At 67.3% G+C, this 15,449-nt stretch carries 13 protein-coding genes and 1 pseudogene; 5 read left to right on the top strand and 9 right to left on the bottom strand.

Annotation, left to right across the window (positions count from 1 at the left end):
* The first annotated feature begins 182 nt into the window (after positions 1-182).
* Positions 183-1,727 (top strand): methyl-accepting chemotaxis protein, encoded by a 1,545-nt coding sequence (locus tag FM069_RS02100; protein ID WP_143486607.1) that lies wholly within the window; start codon positions 183-185, stop codon positions 1,725-1,727.
* A 14-nt stretch (positions 1,728-1,741) separates the two neighbouring features.
* Here the strand turns inward: FM069_RS02100 and FM069_RS02095 are convergent, their stop codons facing one another.
* From FM069_RS02095 to FM069_RS02085, 3 genes are all read right to left on the bottom strand, one after another.
* Positions 1,742-2,299, bottom strand: a complete 558-nt coding sequence (locus tag FM069_RS02095; RefSeq protein WP_143486606.1) for a Smr/MutS family protein — start codon at positions 2,297-2,299, stop codon at positions 1,742-1,744.
* A gap of 63 nt (positions 2,300-2,362) precedes the next feature.
* Positions 2,363-2,680 (bottom strand): hypothetical protein, encoded by a 318-nt coding sequence (locus FM069_RS02090; RefSeq protein ID WP_143486605.1) that lies wholly within the window; start codon positions 2,678-2,680, stop codon positions 2,363-2,365.
* A gap of 85 nt (positions 2,681-2,765) precedes the next feature.
* On the bottom strand, positions 2,766-3,362 hold the full coding sequence (locus FM069_RS02085) for a cysteine hydrolase family protein (RefSeq protein WP_143486604.1): 597 nt from the start codon (positions 3,360-3,362) through the stop codon (positions 2,766-2,768).
* 223 nt (positions 3,363-3,585) lie between these two features.
* On the opposite strand from FM069_RS02085, the gene prmB reads away from it, so the two are divergent.
* Entirely contained in the window at positions 3,586-4,494 is a 909-nt protein-coding gene (gene prmB / locus FM069_RS02080; protein ID WP_143486603.1) for a 50S ribosomal protein L3 N(5)-glutamine methyltransferase, read from the top strand.
* A gap of 65 nt (positions 4,495-4,559) precedes the next feature.
* On the opposite strand, the gene FM069_RS02075 is transcribed toward prmB, so the two are convergent.
* The gene (locus FM069_RS02075; protein ID WP_143486602.1) at positions 4,560-5,687 is read right to left on the bottom strand and encodes a mechanosensitive ion channel family protein; all 1,128 of its coding nucleotides are present in this window, start codon (positions 5,685-5,687) and stop codon (positions 4,560-4,562) included.
* Positions 5,688-5,880: 193 nt separating this feature from the next.
* Complete coding sequence (locus FM069_RS02070) at positions 5,881-6,672, bottom strand: cytochrome c (RefSeq protein ID WP_143486601.1); 792 nt, start codon at positions 6,670-6,672, stop codon at positions 5,881-5,883.
* A 586-nt stretch (positions 6,673-7,258) separates the two neighbouring features.
* Between FM069_RS02070 and FM069_RS02065 the strand changes: the two genes are divergently transcribed.
* From FM069_RS02065 to FM069_RS02055, 3 genes are all read left to right on the top strand, one after another.
* A complete protein-coding gene (locus FM069_RS02065) occupies positions 7,259-8,464 on the top strand; it encodes an acetyl-CoA C-acetyltransferase (protein ID WP_143486600.1) in 1,206 nt (401 codons plus the stop codon).
* Positions 8,465-8,488: 24 nt separating this feature from the next.
* Positions 8,489-10,633: a 3-hydroxyacyl-CoA dehydrogenase NAD-binding domain-containing protein gene (locus FM069_RS02060; protein WP_143486599.1), complete on the top strand. Its 2,145-nt coding sequence runs from the start codon at positions 8,489-8,491 to the stop codon at positions 10,631-10,633.
* A gap of 164 nt (positions 10,634-10,797) precedes the next feature.
* Entirely contained in the window at positions 10,798-11,544 is a 747-nt protein-coding gene (locus FM069_RS02055; protein ID WP_143486598.1) for an amidotransferase, read from the top strand.
* A 15-nt stretch (positions 11,545-11,559) separates the two neighbouring features.
* Here the strand turns inward: FM069_RS02055 and FM069_RS02050 are convergent, their stop codons facing one another.
* From FM069_RS02050 to FM069_RS22210, 4 genes and pseudogenes are all read right to left on the bottom strand, one after another.
* Positions 11,560-12,531, bottom strand: a complete 972-nt coding sequence (locus FM069_RS02050) for a magnesium and cobalt transport protein CorA (RefSeq protein WP_143486597.1) — start codon at positions 12,529-12,531, stop codon at positions 11,560-11,562.
* 76 nt (positions 12,532-12,607) lie between these two features.
* Complete coding sequence (locus FM069_RS02045) at positions 12,608-13,348, bottom strand: lysophospholipid acyltransferase family protein (RefSeq protein ID WP_143486596.1); 741 nt, start codon at positions 13,346-13,348, stop codon at positions 12,608-12,610.
* Between the two features lie 117 nt (positions 13,349-13,465).
* A complete protein-coding gene (locus tag FM069_RS22215; protein ID WP_407681552.1) occupies positions 13,466-14,206 on the bottom strand; it encodes a methyl-accepting chemotaxis protein in 741 nt (246 codons plus the stop codon).
* Positions 14,207-14,323: 117 nt separating this feature from the next.
* Positions 14,324-15,349: pseudogene (locus FM069_RS22210) on the bottom strand (cache domain-containing protein); the annotation flags it as partial.
* Between the last annotated feature and the right edge of the window lie 100 nt (positions 15,350-15,449).

Genomic DNA, 15,449 nt, shown 5'->3' with positions numbered 1-15,449 from the left:
TGTGGCCGCGTTCCAATCGTCGTCGCCGCCACCTGCCGTTCCAGGCGGGGGCCGCGATGACCGGGTGTCGCCCGGGCGACATTCTTACGGACATCGTGTTTCCCCTTGAGTCGAAGTTCTGCCCGGAGCATTTCGGGTGGAGCGTTTCCGTGTGTGCGTAGGCCGAGCGAGGGAGAGGCAAGATGTTCAAGAACATGAGGATTGGCCAGCGGTTGGGCCTGGCGTTCCTGATACCGGTGCTGCTGCTGGTGGTGAACGGCTACGTTGGCATCCAGGCGTTGCGCGACACCAACCAGGGGCTGGAGACGGTCTACCAGGACCGGGTGGTGCCCCTGCGGGGCCTCAAGGTGATCGCCGACGACTACGCGGTGAACGTCATCGACGCGGTGAACAAGGCCAATGCCGGGCTGTTGGATGCCCAGACCGCCTATGCCGGCATCGTCCAGGCCGAGCAGCGGATCAAGCGGGAGTGGAGCACCTATACCGCCACCCGGCTGACCCCCGAGGAAACCCGCCTGGTGAACGACACCGAGGCGCTGTTCGATGCGGCGGACCGGGACATCCGCCAGGTCGCCCAGGTGCTCGAGCAGCGCAGAGGCAGCCAGCAGGGCCTGCTGGATGACTATGACGGCGCGCTGTACCGCAGCGTCGACCCCATCAGCGCCAAGCTGAGCCAATTGATCGATCTGCAGCTGCGCGTGGCCAAGCAGGAGCGGGAGGAAGCCGAGGACGTCTACCGGCAAACCCGGCGGGTGGTCTGGATCATGGGTGTGGCGGCGATCCTGCTTTCCGTGCTCACCGGCCTGCTCATCGCCCGCTCCATCACGCGGCCCATCGACCGTGCGGTGGAGGTGGCGGAGCGCCTGGCCGAGGGCGACCTGACTTTACGGGTCGATGTGGACCGTCGGGACGAGACCGGCCGCCTGCTCAGGGCCATGCGCAGCATGGTGGAACGCCTGGCCCAGACCATCGGCGAGGTGCGCAATACCACCGAGGCCCTCAGCGGCGCCGCGGCCCAGGTCAGCGCCACTACCCAGTCCCTGAGCCAGGCCGCCAGCCAGCAGGCCGCCAGCGTCGAGGAGACCTACGCCACGGTGGAGCAGGCCAACGCGTCCATCACCCAGAACAGCGAGAACGCCCGGATTACCGATGGCCTCGCCACCCGGGCCGCCGACGAGGCACGCCAGGGCGGCGAGGCCGTGGAGGACACGCTGGAGGCGATGAAAAGCATCACCCAGCGCATCGGCATCATTGACGACATCGCCTACCAGACCAACCTGCTGGCGCTGAACGCGGCCATCGAGGCGGCGCGGGCGGGCGATCATGGCAAGGGCTTCGCAGTGGTGGCGGCCGAGGTACGCAAGCTGGCCGAGCGCAGCCAGGTGGCGGCCCAGGAGATCGGCCAACTGGCGACCGCCAGCGTGTCGACGGCCGAGGGCGCGGGCAGCCTGCTGCGGGAGATGATCCCCGGCATCCAGCGCACCTCGGACTTGGTGCAGGAAATCGCCGCGGCTTCCGGTGAGCAGGCCACCGGCATGGGGCAGATCAGCGCGGCCATCAGCCAGTTGAACCAGGTCACCCAGCAGAACGCTTCCGCCTCAGAGGAACTGGCTGCCACGTCGGAGGAAATGAGTGCCCAGTCGGAAGATCTGCAGCGGCTGATCGAGTTCTTCACCCTGCCTGCCGGGACCTTCTCCCGCCACGGCGCGCGCGTCCGGACGGGTTGAGTCAGGCGGAAGGACTACTCGTCGCGTCCTTCCAGCATGGTGCGCTTGAGCAGCACGTAGAGGGCGCCGGCGCCGCCGTGCTTGGGCAAGCAGGACGTGAAGCCCAGCACCTGTGGATGCTGGCGCAGCCAAGTGTTGACATGGCTCTTGATCAGCGGGCGCTTGCCATCCAGGCGGATGCCCTTGCCGTGGGTCACCCGGACGCAGCGCACCTCGAAGCGCGCTGCCTCGGCGAGAAACGCCCACAGGGTCTCCCGGGCCTTCTCCACGCTCATGCCATGCAGGTCGAGGCTGCCCTCGAAGGCGACCTGACCGGCCTTGAGCTTGCGCAACTGGCTGTCCTGCACGCCGTCGCGGCCCCAGTAGAGTTCCTCATCGCCGCCGACGTCGATAACGAATTGATCGGAGAGGCCATCCACCGTGCGCTCGGCGGTGCCCACCGTTGCGTTCTGGCGACGGCTGGCCACTTGGCTGCGATCCGCCTTGGGCTTGCCGGTGTCGGCGCGATCGTGGGTGATCGGCTTGACGCCACGCACCGCCTGGCTGAACAGGGAGAAATCGTCGTCTTGCATGGGGCCTCCGGACGGGGGCGCGCAGTGTAGCGGTGGGGCGAGCGGCTCGGAAGAGCCGGTTCGTCAGTCCTTCTTCATCAGGTGCGGGGCCAGGCTCAGGTCGCTGTGGCGCGTGCCTCGCCGCCGGCAGCCCCGCCAGGCGCGTACGCCTCCCCAGAGCAGCATCACGCCGAGCACCAGCAGGACAGCCCCGTTGACCGGGGTCGTATTGAGCGGACCCAGGGTGGTCGCACGCCCCAGCACCGCCGCCAGGCCCGCCATCGCCAGCAGCACCCCGATGCCGGCGAACAGCGCCGCGAGGGCCGCCGCGAAACGCCAGCGCCAGCGGCACGGGCCCTTCGGACGCAAGCGGCGGGCGTCGAAACCATCGGACAATTTCATCCGGATGTCCTCTTATTCAGGTCGGCGTGTGACCGGGGCAGGGCGGGATTGTTCCGGCAGGCCCCGCTCGAGGCAGGCGGGAGGGTCAGCGCAAGGCCCGGGCGTTGGCGACCACGCAGGCGAAGTTGTCCGCCAGGGCGATGACCTCCAGCCGGTGCACCTCGTCGGCGGCAACCACCCCGCCGCGGGTATCCGGCAGGTCCCGGGTTGCGCAGGCCTCGTCCACCAGGGTGCAGCGGTAGCCGTAGTCCTTGGCTGCCCGCACCGTGGTGCTGATGCTGGAGTGGGTCATGAAACCGCAGACGATCAGGTCTAGGTTGCCGATGGCCTGCAGGCGGTCGTGCAGCTCGGTGCCGGCGAAGGCGTTCGGCAGGCGTTTCTCCACGACGATCTCCTGGCCGTCCGGGGCCACCTCGGGCAGGTGACGGCCGCGCTCGCCCTGGGGATCGAGCAGGCCGCCGGGTACCCCCAGGTGCTTCACGTGGACGATGGGCGATCCCAGCCGCCGGGCCTCGGCAAGCAGCGCAGCGATTTCCGCGACCGCTGCATCGAGCCCCGGCAGGCTGAGCACGCCACTGCGGTACTCCTCCTGGGCATCGATGATCAACAGGGTCGCCTGCCCCAGGCTGGCGGGCAGATAACCCCGGCCGGTCAGTTGCAGCATGGTTTTCGGTGCGGACATGGACACGACTCCTCATACGACTCAGCCGCCATTGTCCGCTGCCGCGAGCGTTCTGTGAACCGTCCGGGCCATTCGTCACCGGCAGGGGCGGTGCGCCACGCCCGCCCGCCTCGAGACCGCCGGTCTGCCAGGCCCCCGTGGAAAAACCGCCCTGGGCCGGGCCATGGGTAAAGCGGGGGCGTGGCTGCTAGAATCCGCCTCTCATCCATGGAGGTGCCCTGTCGTGTCCGAATCCCGCCTGCGAACCCTGCGCGATCACATCCGCTGGGCTGTCAGTCGTTTCCATCAGGAAGATCTGTTTTTTGGCCACGGTTGCGACAACGCGTGGGACGAGGCCCGCCAGCTCATCCTGGGGGCGCTGCACCTTCCCTACGAAATGGCGGACGCTTACCTGGACTGCGCCCTCGAGGACGACGAGCGGGAGTACCTGCGCTTCCTCCTGCAGCGGCGGATCGACGAACGCGTGCCCACCGCCTACCTGCTGGGCGAAGCCTGGTTCTGCGGGTTGCCCTTCATCGTCGACGAACGCGTGCTGATCCCGCGCTCGCCCCTCGCCGAGCTGATCCAGCAGGGCTTCTCGCCCTGGCTCGCCCAGCCGCCGGCCCGGGTGCTGGATCTCTGCACCGGCTCGGGTTGTATCGGTATCGCCTGTGCCCAGGCGTTTCCGGAGGCGGAGGTGGTCCTGGCCGACCTGTCCTTCGACGCCCTGGAAGTGGCCAACCTGAACATCGAGCGCCACGGGCTGGAGACCCGCGTCTATGCGGTCCAGGGCGACGGTTTCCAGGGTCTGCCGGGCCAGCGCTTCGACCTGATCCTCTCGAATCCGCCGTATGTGGACGCGGAGGATTTCGCCGACATGCCCGCGGAGTATCACCACGAGCCGGCCCTGGGGCTGGCCTGCGGCGACGATGGCCTGGACCTGGTGAGGCAGATCCTCGCCGAGGCGGCCGATCACCTGAACGAGGCGGGGCTGCTGTTCGTCGAGGTGGGTAACAGCCAGGTCCACGTGGAGGCGCTGTATCCCGAGGTGGACTTCGCCTGGCTGGAATTCGAGAACGGTGGCCACGGGGTGTTCATGCTCAGCGCCGAGCAGTGCCGGGCACACCAGGCGCTGTTCCGTCAGCGCCTCTGAAGCCAGTCGCCACGCCGAAGCCCAGCCGCACTGGCCGGGCCACCGGCGGTGCACTTGCGTGAAACCTAGGTCCGTCGCGTGCCGTCCTGCTGCCAGGCAGGGGCATTGCGTGGCGCGGCGGCCTGCCGTTCCTTTCCGGCAGCGCTGGCGGCGAACAGGGGGTCGTTCATCACCAGGTTCTGGGTCGGGAAGGCGAACTGGATGTCCCGTTCCGACAGCGCCTGCATGATCTCCAGGTTGATGTGCTGCTGGATGTCCATATAGCGGTTGTAGTCGGCGGTCAGCACGATATACACCACCTCGAAGCGCAGGGCGGTCTGCTCGAAGGCCAGCAGGTGGGCACGATCGAAGCGGGTGTCGGGCGTCGAGCGGATGATCCGCTCCACCACGCCGGGCATTTCCCGCACTTTCTCTACCGGGGTGCGGTAGGACAGCCCGAAACCGAAGACGATGCGCCGCTCGGCCATGCGCTTGTAGTTATGCAGGGTCTGTTTGAGCAGCTCGGCATTGGAACAGACGATCTGCTCGCCACTCAGGCTGCGGATGCGGGTGGTCTTCATGCCGATGTGCTCGATGGTGCCGGCGATGTCGCCGAACACCACGAAGTCGCCCCGCTCGAACGGCTTGTCGACGCCGATGGAGAGGGAGGCGAACAGGTCGCTGAGCATGGTCTGCACCGCCAGCGCCACCGCGATCCCGCCGACCCCCAGGCTGGCGACGAAGGCGGTGATGTTCACCCCGAGGTTGGACAGCACCGCCAGCAGCGAGACCGACCACAGCGCGCCCCGGACCATGTAGGCGATGATCACGCTGGTCACCGGGTTGTGCCGCTCGTTGTTGATGTAGTTCACCGTCCACAGGCGCACCCCGGCGTCCACCCAGAGCGCCAGTTGCAGCGCCAGGGCGATGAACCAGCCATGGTTGAAGGTGCTTTCCCAGCGGGGCGACAGTTCAACCAGCTTGAGCCCGATCTGGAGCGAGAACACCGCCAGCAGCAGACGATTGGTGTTGGCCAGCACTTCGCTGGCGAAGCCGTACCAGGCGTTGTCATGGCGGGTGGAAAAGGTCGCCAGGCGGCGGCTGAGCACGCCGAGCACGGCGCGCAGTATCAGATAGCTGACGATGGAGACGCCCGACACCAGGCAGGCGTCCAACAGGCGTTGCTGATCGAAACCGAATATCCAGTTTTCCACGAGACCGTCCTCCGGCGGGTGGTGGGTCCAGCCGGTCGCGTACCGGCCACGTGGACTGCAGGCGCGGGCAGGAAGGAGGAGGGCGAGGCGAAGGAGAGTCGAGCGCGAACCGCCCCATCATGCCCGTCCCGGTCCTGCCGGGCTGTTCTGCAGACCCTAGGTTCGTGGGCACCCGGGGGCGATAGTTCCCCGGTCAGGCCTTTCGCTTGGCCATGTGACGCAGGTAGTCAATCAGGTGGTGCAGCGTGTCGTCGTCGAGAATCTCCCGGCTGAAGGCCGGCATTTTTGCCTGGGGCCAGCGGCGCAGGCTTTGCGGGTCGCGGATGTAGCGGCCGAGGAAATCGTCGGCGAAATACTCGGTGGGGCTGTAGGGCAGGTTGAGGTCCGGGCCGAACGCCGCGTCGCCCGCACCGTTGAGGCGATGGCAGGCGAGGCAGTTCTTCTGGAAGGCGAGGAAGCCCTCGCGCACCGCCGGGCTGGCATCGGCAGCCGGCAACAGGGCGGGAAAGCGCTGGGCGATGGGCGCCAGGTAGCGCAGGCGGGCGATCTGGAACGGCCACTGTTCCGGCACGATGCGGCCGGCGGCGGGGTCGGTCCAGACCAGGTAGAACGGGCCGGCGCTGGGCTTTTCATCGCCCAGTGGGGGCCAGGGGTGAGCCGGGTCCTCGATCGCCAGCCAGGCCCGGGCGCCCTGGGCCGCCAGCAGCGGGGCGGCCTGCAGCTCCGCGGCGAAGCCGTCCAGGGCTACCGCCTGGAGGGTGTCGTCGGGTTTCAGGCCGGTCAGCAAGGTGGCCAGCGGAACCGCCTGGTAGTGCATGGCGCGCTTGTAGGAAACGTCCTGCGGGATGTCGATTTCCGTTCGTGCGGGGTGTGCCAGCAGGTCGGCGGTCGTCCAGGCATGGGCGCCGTTCGGGGTCTCGATCGTCAGCTCCGCAGCGGTCGCCGGCAGGCAGGTGACGAGCAGGGTGAGCAGCAGGGCGCGCATTCGGCATTCCTTGGCAGTGCGAAGGGCGCCCATCCTACGTCAGCGCGTCGGGCTAGCCCAGCGGCCGCGCCTGCTGGCGCTCAGCCGAACCAGCGGGTGAGGTTGGGAAGGATCAGGATGACGGTGGTCGCGAACAGGATCAGGCTCGCTTGCCGCAATTTGGGGTGCTTGAACATGGCCGGCGCCTTTTTTGTTGTTGGGTTTCCTTGGTCCGCTCCGACGGCCTGGCGGAAGGAAAGACCCGTGGCATGGATCGATGATGTCCCGGCAGACCCGGCGACATCATTGGGTACGATTCGTTAAGGTTTAGATAATTCCGCGCCCTCCGTCAGGGACGATGGTCCGAAAAGCCCCGATAAGGGCACGGAAATGAGGGCAATTCCACCCTTCGTACCGCGTTGGAGGCGCCGAATGCCTGTGCCAGACGGTTCGCGTGGGCGCCTTGACGGATCGTCGGATCGAACAACCGTTCGTCCGGGCAAGGTCGTCGTGGCCGACCGGGTACGTGCGTCATGCCGTCACGGCCGACACGCGCGGCGGCTGGACCCTATGCTGTCTTCCCGATCACCGGCTCCGAGAGGATCACATGAGCGAGGCTTACATCTACGACGCGGTGCGCACGCCCCGCGGCAAAGGCAAGAAGGACGGCGCCCTCTACAGCGTCAAGCCGGTGGACCTGGCCGCGGGACTCCTGCGGGCGCTGCAGCGGCGCCACGACCTGGACACCGGCGAGGTGGACGACATCGTCCTCGGCTGCGTGACCCCGGTGGGCGACCAGGGTGCGGACATCGCCAAGACCGCTGCGCTGGTGGCGGACTGGGACGTCCGGGTGGCCGGCGTGCAGCTGAACCGCTTCTGTGCCTCGGGTCTGGAGGCGGTGAACCTGGCGGCGATGAAGGTGCGCTCGGGGTTCGAGGACCTGGTGGTGGCCGGCGGCGTGGAGTCCATGTCGCGGGTGCCCATGGGCAGCGACGGGGGTGCCTGGGCCCTGGACCCGGCTACCAACCTGCACAGCCAGTTCGTTCCCCAAGGCATCGGCGCGGACCTGATCGCCACCCTGGAGGGCTTTTCCCGGGACGATGTGGACGCTTTCGCCCTGCGCTCCCAGCGCAAGGCAGCGAGCGCCCGGGATGCCGGCGCCTTCGCCCGCTCCCTGGTGTCGGTGACCGACCAGAACGGCATCGTCCTGCTGGACCACGATGAATTCATCCGCGCCGATTCCACCCTGGAGGGCCTCGGCAAGCTGAAGCCCAGCTTCGAGGCCATGGGGCGCATGGGCTTCGATGCCACCGCGCTGCGCAAGTACAGCCACCTGGAGCGGATCGATCACGTGCACACCCCCGGCAACAGCTCGGGCATCGTCGACGGCGCGGCCCTCATGCTCATCGGCTCGCCACAGAAGGGCGCCGCCCTGGGCCTGGCGCCCCGGGCGCGAATCGTCGCCACCGCGGTCACCGGCAGCGACCCGACCATCATGCTCACCGGCCCGGCGCCGGCCACCCGCAAGGTACTGGCCAAGGCCGGCCTGCGGGTGGAGGACATCGACCTGTTCGAGGTCAACGAGGCGTTCGCCTCGGTGGTGCTGCGGTTCATGCGGGAAATGGGCGTCGACGAGGCGCGGGTCAACGTCAATGGCGGCTCCATCGCCCTCGGCCATCCTTTGGGCGCCACCGGCTGCGCGATCCTCGGCACGCTGCTGGACGAGCTGGAGGCCCGCCAGCAGCGGTACGGCCTCGCCACCTTGTGCGTCGGCGGCGGCATGGGTATCGCCACCATCATCGAACGTCTCTAATCGCGCCCGACGGAAGCCTTTGCCATGACCGATGCCATTCGCTACGAAAAAGACCACGACGCCATCGTCGTGTTGACCATCGACCTGCCCGGGCAGAGCGCCAACACCATGAACGCGGTGTACCGCGATGCCATGGCCCACGTGATCGAGCGCTTGGAGGCGGAGAAGGACAGCATCGCCGGGGTGATCGTCACCTCGGCCAAGAAGACCTTCTTCGCCGGTGGCGACCTCAACGAGCTGGTGCAGGCCACGCCCGACACCGCCGGCGATTTCTACCGCATGGTGCTGCGGATCAAGCAGGACCTGCGCCGCCTGGAAACCCTGGGCAAGCCGGTGGTGGCCGCCATCAACGGCGCGGCCCTGGGCGGCGGCTGGGAAATCTGCCTGGCCTGCCACCGGCGCATCGCCCTGGACGAACCCTCCGTGCAGGTCGGCTTGCCCGAAGTCACCCTGGGCTTGCTGCCCGGCGGCGGCGGGGTGGTGCGGATGGTGCGTCTGCTGGGCCTGGAGAAGGCGCTGCCCTACCTGCTGGAGGGCCGGAAGCTGCGGCCGGCGGCGGCGCTCAAGGCCGGGCTGGTCCATGAGCTGGCCCGCGACCGCGAGGACCTGCTGGTCCGGGCGCGGCAGTGGATTCTGGCCAACCCGGCCGTGGCCCAGCCCTGGGACACGCGTGGCTACGCGCTTCCCGGCGGCACCCCGGCCAGCCCCGCCGTGGCCCAGATGCTGTCCATCGCCCCCTCGATCCTGCGGGAAAAGACCCGTGGCTGCCTGCCGGCGCCGGAGAAGATCCTCTGCGCGGCCGTGGAGGGCGCCCAGGTGGACTTCGACACCGCACAGCTGATCGAAGCGCGCTATTTCACCGAGCTGGCCATCGGGCAGGTGGCGAAGAACATGATCGGGACCTTCTGGTTCCAGCTCAACGACATCACCTCCGGACGTTCACGCCCCGCCGGCCCGCCCCGCAGCCGGGTGAAACGCCTGGGGGTGATCGGCGCCGGCATGATGGGGGCGGGCATCGCCCACGTGGCCGCGGCGGTGGACATCCAGGTGGTGCTCAAGGACGTCTCCCTGGCCGCGGCGGAGCATGGTCGCCAGCGCTCGGCGGCCCTGCTGGACGCCCAGGTGGCCAAGGGTCGGATGACGGCGGAGCAGCGCGAGGCGTTCCTGGCCCGCATCCAGCCGAGCGAGCGCGACGAGGACTTCGCCGGCTGCGACCTGGTGATCGAGGCGGTCTACGAGGACCGCGCGCTCAAGGGGCAGGTGAGCGCCGCGGCCGAGCGGGCGGCCGGAGCCGAGGCGGTGATCGCCAGCAATACCTCGACCCTGCCCATCAGTGGCCTGGCCGAGGCGGTGGCGCGACCGGAGCGCTTCATCGGGCTGCATTTCTTCAGCCCGGTGGACAAGATGCCCCTGGTGGAAATCATCCGCGGCGCCTGCACCGACGAGCAGACCCTGGCCCGCGCCTTCGATTTCGTGCAGCAGATCCACAAGACACCCATCGTGGTCAACGACAGCCGGGGCTTCTTCACCTCGCGGGTGTTCGCCACCTTCGCCCAGGAAGGCATCGCCATGCTGGGCGAAGGGGTGCCGGCCGCGCTGATCGAAAACGAGGCCCGCAACGCCGGGATGCCGGTGGGCCCGCTGGCGGTTTCCGACGAGGTCTCCCTGAGTCTCATGAGTCACATCCGCCGGCAGACCGAGGAGGATTTGCGGGCAGCCGGCCAGGCGGCGCCGGAGCACCCGGCCCATGGCGTGATCGAGCGCATGACCGGCACCTTCCAGCGGGCCGGCAAGGCGGCCGGGGCGGGCTTCTACGACTACGAGGGCGGGCAGAAACGGCTCTGGCCGGACCTGGCGAAGCACTTCGGCGGCCAGGGCGACCCGGTGCCAGCGGCGGATGTTCGCGACCGGCTTTTGTTCGTCCAGGCGCTGGAAACCTTGCGTTGCCTGGAGGAGGGGGTGCTGACCTCGGTCGCCGACGCCAACGTCGGGTCGATCTTCGGCATCGGCTTTGCCAGCTGGACGGGCGGGGCGCTGCAGTTCATCAACCAGTACGGTCTGGGCGCCTTCGTCGAGCGTGCCGACGCGCTGGCGGCCCGCTATGGCGAACGCTTCCGTCCCACCGAGGGCTTGCGGGCCCGAGCGGAGCGGGGCGATACGTATCGCTGAAACATGCCGGCGGCTTGTCAAATTTTATTGACAGGCCGACCAGCCGCTTCGTAGCCGGTCGCCTGGCATGGCGAAGACTCGGGCCAGGCGAAGCTTTCACTTTCCCTCCCAGGCAGGGTGTGTTAAATAAAACGCACACTTTGCCTGCCGTTTCAGGAACCTCCATGCCGTTACGCATCTGCATTCTGGAAACCGATGTTCTCCGTCCCGAGCTGATCGACCAGTACCACGGGTACGGCCGCATGTTCGAGCAGCTGTTCGCCCGCCAACCGGTTCCCGCGCAGTTCTTCGTCTACAACGTGGTGCAGGGCGAGTATCCCGCTGATGACGAGCGTTTCGATGCCTACCTGGTGACCGGCAGCAAGGCCGACTCCTTCGGCAGCGACCCGTGGATCCAGACCCTCAAGGCGTACCTGCTGGATCGCTACCAGCGCGGCGACAAGCTCCTGGGCATCTGCTTCGGTCACCAGTTGCTGGCGCTCCTGCTGGGTGGCAAGAGCGAGCGGGCGAGCCAGGGCTGGGGCCTCGGGACCCACCGCTACCGCCTGGAAGAGCAGGCGTCCTGGATGACCCCCCGCCTCGATGACCTCACCCTGCTGATCAGCCACCAGGACCAGGTAACCGCCTTGCCGGACAACGCCACGGTAGTGGCGTCCAGTGCGTTCTGCCCCTTCGCCGCCTATCGCATCGGCCACCAGGTGCTGTGCTTCCAGGGCCATCCGGAATTCATTCACGCCTATTCCCGCGCCTTGCTGGACCTGCGCCGCCAGCACCTGGGGGATGAACTCTACGACCAGGCCATCGACAGCCTGCAGGACGACCACCATGGCCTGACCGTGGCGGAATGGATGATGCGGTTCGTCAGCCAGCCCCGGGAGACCATCGAGGCCCTGGAGCAGGAGCAGCGCTAAGGCCCGGCTCGGCGGTCAGAGCCAGCCGAGCCGCTTGAAGTTGACGTACAGCCCGCTGCACCCCACGCCGATGACGCCCAGCACGATGAAGTAGCCGTAGTGCCAGGTCAGCTCCGGCATGTTCTGGAAGTTCATCCCGTAGATGCCGGCGATGGCCGTGGGAAAGGCGAGGATCGCCGCCCAGGCGGCGAACTTGCGTTGCACCACGCTCTGCCGCGACGACTCCAGCAGCATGCCGATCTCAAAGGCGTGGTCGGCCATCTCCCGCAGCCCAGTCAGATCTTCCAGCAGGCGATTCACGTGGATCGCCAGGTCGCGGAAGTAGGGCCGCATGTGCTTGTCGATGAAAGGGAATTCCAGGTGCTGCAGCTCCTGGCAGATCTCCACCAGGGGCGCCACGTAGCGGCGTAGGCGCAGCAGCTCGCGGCGCATGCCGTGGATGCGTTCCACGTCGGACTGGGTCAGGGGGCAGTTGAGCACCCGCTGTTCCATCTTCTCCAACTCGGCCCGATCGTGTTCCAGGCGCGGCCGGTAGTTTTCGATGACGAAGTTCAGCAGGGCGTAGAGTACGAAGTCCTCGCCGTGCTCCAGCAGCAGCGGCCGGGCCTCGCAGCGCTGGCGGACGGGCGTGAAGGAGTGGGACTCGCCATAGCGGGCGCTGATCACGTAGCCCTTGCCGGCGAACAGCTGGGTTTCGACGAACACCAGCTTGCCGTCTTCCTCGACGGGCGAGTACAGCACCAGGAACAGGGCGTCGCCGAAGGTTTCCAGCTTGGGCCGGGTGTGTTGCGCCAGGGCGTCTTCCAAGGCCAGTTCATGCAGGTCGAACTGGGTCTGCAACCGCAGCAGCTCGGCGGGCTCCGGGTCATGCAGGCCGATCCAGACGAAATGATCCGGGCGGGACGCCCATTCCTTGCCCTGGTCCAGGGAGATATCGGCGACCTTGTGACCCTTCGCATACGCCGCGGCGGCGACCACTCGACCCATTTCACGCGTTCCTTCTCAGATTCCGGCGACGGCTGTCGTCACTCCTGAACCTGTGAGGCGGCCGGCCGAATGAAGTTCAGGCCGGCTCCGCCCAGCCTCGCGGCGAGGCCTGGGTGTCCAGCCGCTCGATGCAGGCGCTCATGCTGGCCTGGCAGCGTTCCATCAGGGCCGGGACATCCCGGGCGCTCAGTCCCTCGGTAGGAATCGGCGGCAGCGACTGGATACGCACCCGTCCACTGCGCCAGCGCCCGAAATGCAGGCGCCCCACGTAGGAACTGGCGCAGATCGGCACGATGGGCACCCCGGCGGCCACCGCCATCTGGAACGCGCCTTTCTTGAAAGGCTGCAGGCCCCGGCCGAGGCTGCGGGTGCCTTCGGGGAACACCCAGATGGAGGTATCCCGCTCCTTCAGGGCGGCATGGGTGACACGCATGGCGCGCTTCGCCGAGCGTGGGTTGCCGCGGTCCACCAGGATATTGCCAGCCAGCCAGTAGGCCTGGCCGAACAGCGGAATCCACTTCAGGCTCTTCTTGCCCACGCTCACGGTGCGCCGCGGCACCACCGAGCCCAGGATGAACAGGTCCAGGTTGGACTGGTGGTTGGCGATCACCACGCAGCTCTCTCGCAAGGCATCCAGGGTATCGACGTCCACCTCCATGCGGATGCCCAGCAGGCGCAGGATCGGCCAGGCGTAGAGGCGGGCGCACAGGCGGCTGTTGTCAGGATGGAACGGTCGCACCAGCGTCAGCAGCAGGCCGGCGACTGCGCTGATGAGAAAGGCGACGCCGACCAGGGCCAGGCGCGGCAGATAGACCATGACGAGACGCATCCGCTGGGAAAAGGGCACTCCAGTGTATAGGTGTGCACTGGATGCGACAACGGGCCCGTCTGGCGGGTGAAATGAAGAAAGGCACCGGGTGGCGCCTTTCGGGGGTCAGACCTTGAAGCGGCCCAGCAAATGATTCTGCTGGCCCACCTGATCCACCATCACCGCGCATTGCTGTACCTGCTTGTCCGCACCGCCGGCCACCTCGTGGCTGATGTCGCGGATGTTGGTGGTATTGCGGTTGATCTCTTCGGTGGTGGCACTCTGTTGTTCCGCTGCCGTGGCGATCTGCAGGTTCATGTCGTTGATGCGGGTGATGGCGTCGCGGATGCGGCCGAGCATCTCGTTGGCCGCGCCGGCTTCCTCGGCGGTACGGCTGGCGGTGTCGCTGCTCTGCTGCATGCGGGCCTCGGCCTGCTTCACGCCGTTCTGCAACTGGTCGATCATCTGGCGGATTTCCTGGGTGGACTGCTGGGTCCGCGAGGCCAGGGAACGCACCTCGTCCGCCACCACGGCGAAGCCGCGGCCGGACTCGCCCGCACGGGCCGCCTCGATGGCGGCGTTGAGGGCGAGCAGGTTGGTCTGGTCGGCGATGCTGGTGATCACCGAGAGGATCGACTCGATGTTGTGGCTGAGCTTGGCCAGTTCGTTGATGGCATGGCTGGTCTCGTCCATCTCGTTGGCCAGGCGCTTGATCGCCTCGGTGGACCGGGACACCACGGCGACGCCGTTCTCGGTCTCCTGGTTGGCGGCGAGGGCCGCCTGGGCGGCCGCCTGGGCGTTGCGCGCCACTTCCTCGGCGGTGGAGGCCATTTCCTGCATGGCGGTAGCCAGCTGGTCCAGCTCCATCAACTGTTCCTGCAGCCGCCGCGCGGCCAGGTCGGCCTCGCTGGAGGTGAGGGTGGTGCTCTCGCGGACCCGGTTAGAGCTGTTCATGACGTCACTGATGAGGGTCTGCAGGTTCTGCAGGAAGCCGTTGAATTCCCGGGAGACCAGGGAAATCTCGTCGCTGCCCTGGGCCGGCAGGCGCTGGGTGAGGTCGCCGCCGCCACGGTTGACCTCGTTCAGGGAGCGATTGAGCCATTCCAGCGGCTTGAGCAGCCGGGCCATCAGCCAGCCCAGCACCAGCAGGCTGATCACCACGCCGAGAATGGTGCCGATCACCGCGCGCCAGGTCAGGGCGTCCGCTTCGGCCATCACGATGTGCTTGTCCAGCACCACGCCGATGTACCAGTCCATGCCTTTCAGGTTGGGTAGCGGGGTGAAGGCGACCAGCAGCTCCTTGCCGTCGGTGTCCACTTCCTTGAGCGTGCTCTCCAGGGCCGGACTCTGGCCGCCGAACAGCTCGCTGTAGGCCTTGCCGTTCAGCTTGGCGTCCGGGTGGGAAATGATGTTGCCGTTGCGGGTCAGCAGGAACGCATAGCCGGCACCGTTGAAGTCCAGGGTGTTCACCGCGTCCGCCACCTTCTGCAGGCGGATGTCGCCACCCAGTACGCCCTGGAACGCTCCGGCGTTGGTCAGCCTGGTGACGGCGGAAATCAGGATCTCGCCACTAGTGGAGTCGGTGTAGGGCTCGGTCAGCACCGCCTGGGAAGAGGCCTTGCCAGTGGAGTACCAAGGGCGCGCCCGACCATCCCAGTCCGGCTTGGGCTGCCAGGTATCGGTGTTCTTGATGGGCTTGCCGTCGCTGTCCAGGGCGCCGAACACCAGCAGGAATTCATCCTTGAGCATGGGCTGGCGGATCAGGTGCTGGATTTCTTCGGGGCTGAAGCGGCTGTCGATGGCCTGTCCCATCAGGTCCATCAGCCGCAGCTTGGCGTTCAGCCAGTTCTCGATCTGCCGGGCCAGGGAGTTGCTGGTCTCGATGATGTTGGCCTCGACCTGGTTGCGCAGGGTCGAGCGGACCTGGCTGATCTGGGTCACGGACAACAGGCTGGTGGTCAGGAACAGTACCGCGGCGGCAGCGATGCCGACCTTGTGGATGATCTTCATGGCGGGAGGGCTCCAAGAACTGCATGTCTGGTAAGGGCGACGCGGATTGGCCTGCATCCGTGGAGGCTCTACCTAACAGTAATACAGACTGGACAGAACG

Source organism: Pseudomonas mangiferae (assembly GCF_007109405.1).
Taxonomy (GTDB): Bacteria; Pseudomonadota; Gammaproteobacteria; order Pseudomonadales; family Pseudomonadaceae; genus Pseudomonas_T; species Pseudomonas_T mangiferae.
This window is presented reverse-complemented; position numbering and strand designations above follow the sequence as displayed.